We start from the raw sequence: 7566 nt of genomic DNA, 5'->3' as shown, positions 1-7566 counted from the left end.
ACGAAGTAGAAATTGACTTTCTAGGTATACAATTATTAGCTTAGTTTCTCCAGATCATTTAGATCTGAATTTCTTCCAGTTGCTTTTTTATTTTTTATCAAATCCTGTTTGCCAATAAAAAAAGCTTTTTGGTTATCATATTTGCCCTCCACTTTATTTTCCCAAGCCTCATTAAAATTTATCGGCATTTATTCTATCTAACTTAATAAAAATGTCTAAGTCTTTTGTAAATCGGGGTTCTGCGTGAATAGCAAAGGCATAGCCACCCGCAATTAAATATTTAACTTCGTGTAAGTGAAGTAATTTTATAAACTCTTTGAAGTCTTGGTTTTGTTTCATCAAAATCAGGGTAAAGTCCCATTTTAACAGCATCTTCTCGAAGAGATTCAAGTACTTCCAACTTGTGGGTTATACTTTTCTCTTCCCAATACTTAATCGTATCTTTTGCTTGAGAATTATCTTTTAGATTGTATTTTTTTACTATCGCTTTCATATAAAAATACCTGGCTTCAGCTTAACTGTCTTGTAACAAATATACCCGACTATTTTTTAAAGCTTTCGACACATTTCATTGAAGAATTACTTCAGGAAATACGTTACTAAGCCGGAGCTTAGCACGAGGATAAAAAATTTGAGAGCTTCGTAATTAACCTGAGTTCGATATAAGATATCCCATGACAAGTAAAAAAATTACATAGCGTCATTCCCGCGCAGGCGTGAATCTGATTATAGCCATAAAATCAGCGGTTAATTCCTAAAAAGACAATTAGATTTCGGGCATTCGTCGCGAAATGAACCTGTACTTTATCATATGATTTATTTTTATGTCGAACTCAGGTTAATTAAGTATCCTAAATTATATTCCGTATCTCAAGCTGATAAAAATCTCAGAAAGGCAGTAATTACCAAATTCCAATCGGTAATTTATAAAATAGATCATGATTCTATTCGTGTATTAACGATTCTGGATCATCGACAAGAATCTAAATAATTTCATTTTTAAAGATTACTCCTTCCACATCTTACAGACATTTGCCTCCTGAATTCTTCTGTCATGTGTAGCCAACGGATATCCAGAAAGAATAGATGTGGCAGTGATTAGTCGGTCTGCGGGGTCTCCATGAAATGAATCGGATAGTTGACGCTGAGCCAAAACCACTTCCGTATCAGCCGAAAGCATTGTGATGATTTCCGGTTTGGTTGCAGATCTGATCCAGGTTTCAAAATCCGGCAGGAGTTGAATTCTCCCCTTTCTCTCCAACATTTCCGTTTCCCATATTGTAACCCAGGAAATTGCCAATCTATTAGAAGCTGCAAGCTGATCAAGTGCTTCCCTCTCCTTATTTGATAATCCCCCATCACCCAACAGCCACCACAACCAGATATGGGTATCTAAAAGAACCACTACTTCTTAGGTTCGTTTACTTGCACGGAATGATTCCAATCCGGACCAGAATATCCTTCAAAACCCGAATCATCCGGGTTCAGGTTTTTTGCAGAGCCCATTCCCTGAAGCTCTTTCCACGGTGCACTTTGGTTTGATGATGACTTTTGAAGATCTTTTTCCAACATTTGAGTAAAATACTGTTTTAAAGTAATTCCTTCTTCAATGGCTTTTTTCTTTGCCTTTTTCATCAAAGAATCTGATATGTCAATCGTTGTTCTCATAAAAACATATTAACATATTTATGCTTTTAAAGCAAATAATATGAGCATTTTCAAATTTTGTTTCCAACTTGCATGATTTAAATATCTGTTTAGAGGCGCATCAAAACAAATGAGTGCATAGTTAGCCGGAGCTTAGTAACGAGGGGCGGCGAAGCTGAGATTGGTTTTGTCACAAGCGGGACGCTTGCGACAAACCGAGAGAATGCTCCAACGCAGAGGCTGTTGTCTACGTTTGTAATGATTTGGACCGGAGGTCCTGCAGGCATTCCCAACCGGGAGGTTGGGAACGAGGAGTAAAGCGGATAATAAGCTGATGAACTGTTACTTCTTCAGCATTGCTTTTAATTCTTTGATGTCTTCTATCTCACCAATTATTGAGAGCTCATCTCCTTCCTGAAGAACCGTAATGCCATGAGGAATTTTAATCTCACCCTTTCGGCGAATTATGGTGATGAGGCTTTGTCCGGGGAAGGAAACTTCCTTGATCATCTTTCCAATATATTGTTGGGTATTGTCATCCGCATTGAGGATGATCCGAATAAAGCGTTCGTCTCTTAGCAACACTTCTCGCACTTCTTCTTCATTTTCGGCATTACACCAGCGCTCAAGGAATGATGTGGAGCCTACCATCTCCGCAATATGTGCCAATATACGAAGGTGCTGTCCGCTGTTTTCTTTAGAGCTCACGAAAAAGATAATAGAGTGCATGGTATTATCTTTCTTCTTGTCAGAATCAGAAGAAGTCATTTTCTGTTTACTATACCCTTCCTTGATTCTAACCAATACCATTTCGGGAGATACATTTTTATCTATTCGAGCGTGATTTAATGCTACCCCTTCAGCGATGGTTATAGCCGTATAATCATCAGAAGTCATGAACATTTGTTTCAGCATGTCCAACGAAATCCCCATCTTATCCGCCAGTTTTTTGGAGGCCTCGTCTATAATCACAGCATAATCTATATCAGATTGGAATTCCAACACATTCGCCCGCGATACTAACTCCTCGTATGGGTCTTCCTGGCGGAGACCTTTCTCGCGCAAGATCGTTCTCATCTCACCTTCAAGGCCGTGATCTTTAAATTCACCCAGACGGGCATGCACATGATAAATAGCTCCCTGCCGTTCTACTTTATCTTCTGCATAATATTTGTACCAAACAATGGAGGCTATTGATACTGCAAGTGTAAAAAAGATAGATAAAACCCCCATTTCAAAAATAAGAATGATCGACAAAATTATTCCCGCTATTTGAACCCAAGGATACCATGGTGATTTGAAGCCGGGATCATATTCCTCAATTCGGCTTTCGCGCATCACAATAACTGCAAGGTTTAACAGGGCAAACAACAATAACTGAAAAGCACTTGCCAATTTGGCTACTTCAGCCACATTAAATGCCAGTAAGAAAAATAACATTAAAACCACGGTTCCAAGAATTGACCAGTGTGGAGTACCCAGTTTACCAACTGTAGCAAAATGCCTGTTCATTAATTTATCCCGTGCCATAGCCATTGGATATCTGGAGGCTGACATAATACCTGCATTTCCCGTTGAGGCAAATGCTGCCACAGCCGCAATTACTACCAATATCAAGCCACCGGGTTCAGGTAGCCAGTCTAAAAATACCTCTCCAGCTGTAGCTACAGGGGTTAGGTCTTCCCTAAAAGCAGCTGGGTCAAGCAGTGCTACCATTATATATACGCCCACTACATATACTAATACCGCTGTTCCAATTGCTAAAAACATACCTAACGGAATATTCCGATCCGGATTTTTAACTTCTTCGGCTATACTTGCCACTTTAGTTAAACCTGCATAGGAGACAAATACCATGCCCACCGTAGCAAAAAAGCCAAACACTCCTTCTGTGAAAAAAGGAGTAAATTGTTTTTCTGCTACTGCAAAAACATCCATCGAGAATACCTCAAAAACCCCTTGAATGATATAAAAGAACATAATGGTAACAAGGGCAGCCACTAATATTTTTTGGAGCCAGGTGGTTTCCTTAGCACCTACAATATTTAATACCCCAAAAACAATCGTTAGAAAGATCGCTACATACAGTATATCAACTTCATAAAAAATGGAAATATAAGCCCCCATACCGATAAGTGCGAACGTACTTTTAAGTACAAGGGCTAGCCATGAACCAAAACCTCCGATAGTACCCAACATTGGGCCCAAGCTTCTGTCAATTATATAGTAGGTCCCACCTGAGCGGGGAAGTGCTGTTGCCAATTCAGCCACACTGAACATGGTGGGCAAAACAATAATGCCTGATACCAGGTAAGCTAATACTACTGAAGGTCCGGTTTCAGCGGCTGCTAAACCGGGTAAAAGGAAAAATCCTGAGCTGAACATTGCTCCTGTTGCGATCGCATATACATCCGAAAGCCCTAATTCTTTTGCTAATTTTTTATGCTTCATAGTTTAGTTAAATAGAATCTGAGTATTTAAGAATTATTGTAGAATGGAACTGTGTTACTATGAAAAGCCAACTATTATTTCAGTCAAATGATTCGGTTTCTTCTGGATTTAAATCTTCCGAAGAATGAAAGACCTTCCATAATCTCGCAGCCATTCTGATGCCGTAACCAATTATTATTAACCCAACCAATCCTTGTAATTTTATACTTAATACCGGATATAAATCAAAAATTTCAATTATGGCGAATTCTAAAAGTGCAGAGATCCCAATAATGGCGGTCAGCCATATTAACTCTTTTACTAATATCTTGAATGCACTTTTATCCATTTCTATACATCTTGTTTTGCTCCAATAATAACACAACCCAAGTTAATATCCATAATCTTCTAACTAAAACCTCTATTATCAGTGTTATTGAGGAACCGTTAATAACTTGTGATGTACTTTGTTTACCTTTAGTCTTTTAAAACTATGCCTACTTACATTTAGTCGTATCACGTTACTCCCGAACTTTTCCTTATGACAGAAAGTATTTTAATTGGAATAACCAGTGTTATTTTTTTTGGTGTTGGAGCTCAATGGGTTGGTTGGAAATTTAAATTACCGGCAATTCTACTCTTACTTCTTTCCGGCCTTTTAGCAGGCCCAATATTGGGCTTAGTTAAACCTGATGAGTTAATGGGCAACCTGTTAACTCCCTTTATCAATGTTTCAGTAGCTATAATTTTATTTGAAGGAGGCTTAAGTCTTAAGTTTTCAGAACTAAAAAATGTGGGTGGCGTTATAGGAAACCTTGTAAGTATTGGTGCTTTACTCACCTGGGTTTTAACTTCTGTATCAGCATATATGTTATTTGGGTTTGGATGGGAACTGGCGGTTTTACTGGGTGCCATTCTTATTGTAACCGGGCCTACAGTTATTGTGCCACTTTTAAGACAGGTAAGACCTTCTGGTCAGGTTGGTTCCATCCTAAAGTGGGAGGGCATCGTTATCGATCCTATTGGTGCAATGATCGCTGTCTTGGTGTATGAAGTGATCCTGACCAGTGGCTTTTCTGAAGCAACCAACCTGGCTTTTATGAGTATTTTCAAAACCATTCTATTTGGTTCTGTTTTAGGTCTGGCAGGCGCAGGTATTTTATACGGTTTGTTGAAAAAACATCTGCTCCCAGATTTCCTTCAAAATCCAGTAAGCCTGATGATCGTTATTCTCATCTTTACGATTTCTGATATTTTTCAGCATGAATCAGGTCTTTGGGCCACAACTTTAATGGGAGTTGTGTTAGCCAATCAGAAATCAGCCAAAATCCATCATATCATTGAGTTCAAAGAAAACATTAGGCTCTTGCTGCTTTCCGCTCTTTTCATATTACTTGCAGCAAGGATCGAGCTCACAAATCTAGTAGGCAACCTGAATCTAAATATGCTGTTATTTCTTGGTATTTTGATCTTTGTGATAAGACCTGCAGCTGTCTACCTTTCTACTGTCTTTTCACCACTTAGCTGGAAGGAAAAATTATTTCTTTGCTGGATGGCTCCGCGAGGCGTTGTTGCCGCATCAATTTCTTCCATCTTTGCTATATCTCTGATGCAAAATGGATATCCCGAGGCAACTCAACTCATTTCAATTGTGTTTATTACTATTGTCAGCACAGTAGCAATTTATGGATTGACAGCTCCATGGGTCGCCAGAAAATTGGGAGTTGCTAAGCCTGTACCAAGGGGATTCTTAATTATTGGGGCTCATAACTGGGCAATTGACTTAGCTAAAGAGATAGAGAAACATGATGTGAAAGTTCTCATTGCAGATTCCAACTGGCAAAATATCAGTAACGCCAAATCTCATAAACTTGATACATACTATGGAAACGTTTTGTCTGAGTTTGCTTTAGACCATCTGAATCTTGATGGCATAGGTAAATTGATTTCCGTTACTCCCAATGATGAGGTTAACGCTCTGACAGCTATACGTTTTGCGGAGCTATTTGGACGTTCCAGAGTATATCAACTTTCACCAAACGCTAAGAAGAAGTCAGCCGACAAAGAAGATGGAATCATACAAGCCGGTCGTATCCTATTTCAAAAGGATGCAAATTTTGAATATCTATCACTGCAATACCAAGATGGTAAAGTAATTAAATCTACCCAGCTAACAGACTCTTTTACTTTTCAAAATTTTAAAGAAACGCACGGCAATGAAGCCATTCCTTTATTTCTGATCTCAAATGACAGCTCCATACAACCATTTACAACAGATAATCCTCCGGTTCCACAACCCGGTAATATTTTAATCTCCCTAACAAAGCCTGATGCTGACACCAACAGAAAACCTGAAAAAACCACGCAGGAAAAGCTTGAAATGGATTAAGTTCCCCTGAATTTAACTTTTCATCAAAATACTAAATACATTTTCCACTTTTTGAGCCGCTTTAAGCTGTTCGATACTTTCGCCGGGACGCACTAACTTCGCAACTATATTCACCCCTTCCAGGTGTTTCCTTACAGATAGTTCTTTCGGGCTGAGCAACATTAGTACCACATGCGCTTTGTTGGCTGTTTTGGGAATTTGAAGGCCTTCTTTCACAATACCTACAAATAGCATTTGCTCCTGCACAATAGAAGTATGCGCATCATAAACAACTACGCCCGACATCATTTCCGGAGAGTAGTCTGAAGAGTTTTTAAGTAATTTTCTGATAAGGTGCTCCACTTTTTCTCTTGGAATGGACTCATCCCGGTTCAGCATTTTTACAAATTTCTCTTCCAGGCTATCACCGGTTTCTGAGATTACTATCCGGTCTTGTTTCAGTAACTTTTGCCCGGATCCTTCCTCAAGTTTTTTTACCTGATGTTCCACTTCGGATGGATAAACCGTAATAAAACAAAGCTTAGGGAAGCGCTGTGAAACCACTCTTGGGAGGCGATCAAGTCCCGGGCGCCACGACAATGAACCTTCGCGGGCACTTAAGAGCACAAACAGATCATCTGTGTCAATGGATTTATCCAGCCATCCGGGGAGTTCCATCCAGCTTTCTATGGATATAAATTCTGTTTCCAGTTCGGGTTTTACAAGATTGATGCTGCGTTCCACATATTTCATCCGTTCTTTTGGAGCTACAACCGTAAGCGTACTTCCCATCTGATCCGCCATTAGTTTCAAGGAGCGAATGGCTCCGCCAAAACCGGACTCCAGCGAGGCATAAGGAGGAACGGCGATCACCACTCGTTCTACCGTATTGATAGGTTTATGGATCTTAGAAACCATCACCATTTCATCGATCTTTTGAAGCAGCTGATCCAGTATACTCCCAAAAATTTTCTGCCTGGCAGATATAGCGCCGTTCCAACCAATTACTACAACAGAAGCGAGTTTTTCATTCACCGACCGAGCAATACCATTGGCGATGTTAAGGTCGATGGAGGTTACGGGGTTTACAGGAATTTCTGCAGCCGCAGCGTGCACAACGG

General features: G+C 39.6%; 7 protein-coding genes. 1 reads left to right on the top strand and 6 read right to left on the bottom strand.

Going from position 1 to position 7566, the window contains the following annotated elements:
• Positions 1 to 280: 280 nt before the first annotated feature.
• The 5 genes from VFM80_RS10085 to VFM80_RS10065 all read right to left on the bottom strand — a co-directional run bounded on the left by VFM80_RS10085 (position 281) and on the right by VFM80_RS10065 (position 4426).
• Positions 281 to 493, bottom strand: a complete 213-nt coding sequence (locus tag VFM80_RS10085) for a hypothetical protein (protein ID WP_395071701.1) — start codon at positions 491 to 493, stop codon at positions 281 to 283.
• Between the two features lie 513 nt (positions 494 to 1006).
• Positions 1007 to 1405, bottom strand: coding sequence for a type II toxin-antitoxin system VapC family toxin (locus VFM80_RS10080; protein ID WP_395071700.1), 399 nt, complete (start codon positions 1403 to 1405; stop codon positions 1007 to 1009).
• Positions 1405 to 1668 (bottom strand): hypothetical protein, encoded by a 264-nt coding sequence (locus VFM80_RS10075; RefSeq protein WP_395071699.1) that lies wholly within the window; start codon positions 1666 to 1668, stop codon positions 1405 to 1407. Before VFM80_RS10075 ends, VFM80_RS10080 begins: the two co-directional genes overlap by 1 nt.
• Before the next feature lie 321 nt (positions 1669 to 1989).
• A complete protein-coding gene (locus VFM80_RS10070) occupies positions 1990 to 4098 on the bottom strand; it encodes an amino acid permease (protein ID WP_395071698.1) in 2109 nt (702 codons plus the stop codon).
• Between the two features lie 79 nt (positions 4099 to 4177).
• Entirely contained in the window at positions 4178 to 4426 is a 249-nt protein-coding gene (locus VFM80_RS10065) for a hypothetical protein (RefSeq protein ID WP_395071697.1), read from the bottom strand.
• A 192-nt stretch (positions 4427 to 4618) separates the two neighbouring features.
• Here VFM80_RS10065 and VFM80_RS10060 point away from each other — a divergent pair, with 192 nt between their 5' ends.
• Positions 4619 to 6466, top strand: coding sequence for a cation:proton antiporter (locus VFM80_RS10060; RefSeq protein WP_395071696.1), 1848 nt, complete (start codon positions 4619 to 4621; stop codon positions 6464 to 6466).
• Positions 6467 to 6478: 12 nt separating this feature from the next.
• Here VFM80_RS10060 and VFM80_RS10055 read toward each other — a convergent pair.
• Positions 6479 to 7566: PTS sugar transporter subunit IIA (locus VFM80_RS10055; protein ID WP_395071695.1), on the bottom strand; the 1088-nt coding region annotated here is incomplete at its 5' end.

It is taken from the genome of Gracilimonas sp. (assembly GCF_035704785.1).
GTDB lineage: Bacteria > Bacteroidota > Rhodothermia > Balneolales > Balneolaceae > Gracilimonas.
Note: the sequence above shows the minus strand (reverse complement) of the source record. Positions and strands in the feature narration are given on the sequence as shown.

Excerpts from the sequence above, each read along its gene's own strand:
- VFM80_RS10085 (WP_395071701.1), bottom strand. The coding sequence starts at position 493 with ATGAAAGCGATAGTAAAAAAATACAATCTAAAAGATAATTCTCAAGCA.
- VFM80_RS10075 (WP_395071699.1), bottom strand. The coding sequence starts at position 1,668 with ATGAGAACAACGATTGACATATCAGATTCTTTGATGAAAAAGGCAAAG.
- VFM80_RS10070 (WP_395071698.1), bottom strand. The coding sequence starts at position 4,098 with ATGAAGCATAAAAAATTAGCAAAAGAATTAGGGCTTTCGGATGTATAT.
- VFM80_RS10065 (WP_395071697.1), bottom strand. The coding sequence starts at position 4,426 with ATGGATAAAAGTGCATTCAAGATATTAGTAAAAGAGTTAATATGGCTG.
- VFM80_RS10060 (WP_395071696.1), top strand. The coding sequence starts at position 4,619 with ATGACAGAAAGTATTTTAATTGGAATAACCAGTGTTATTTTTTTTGGT.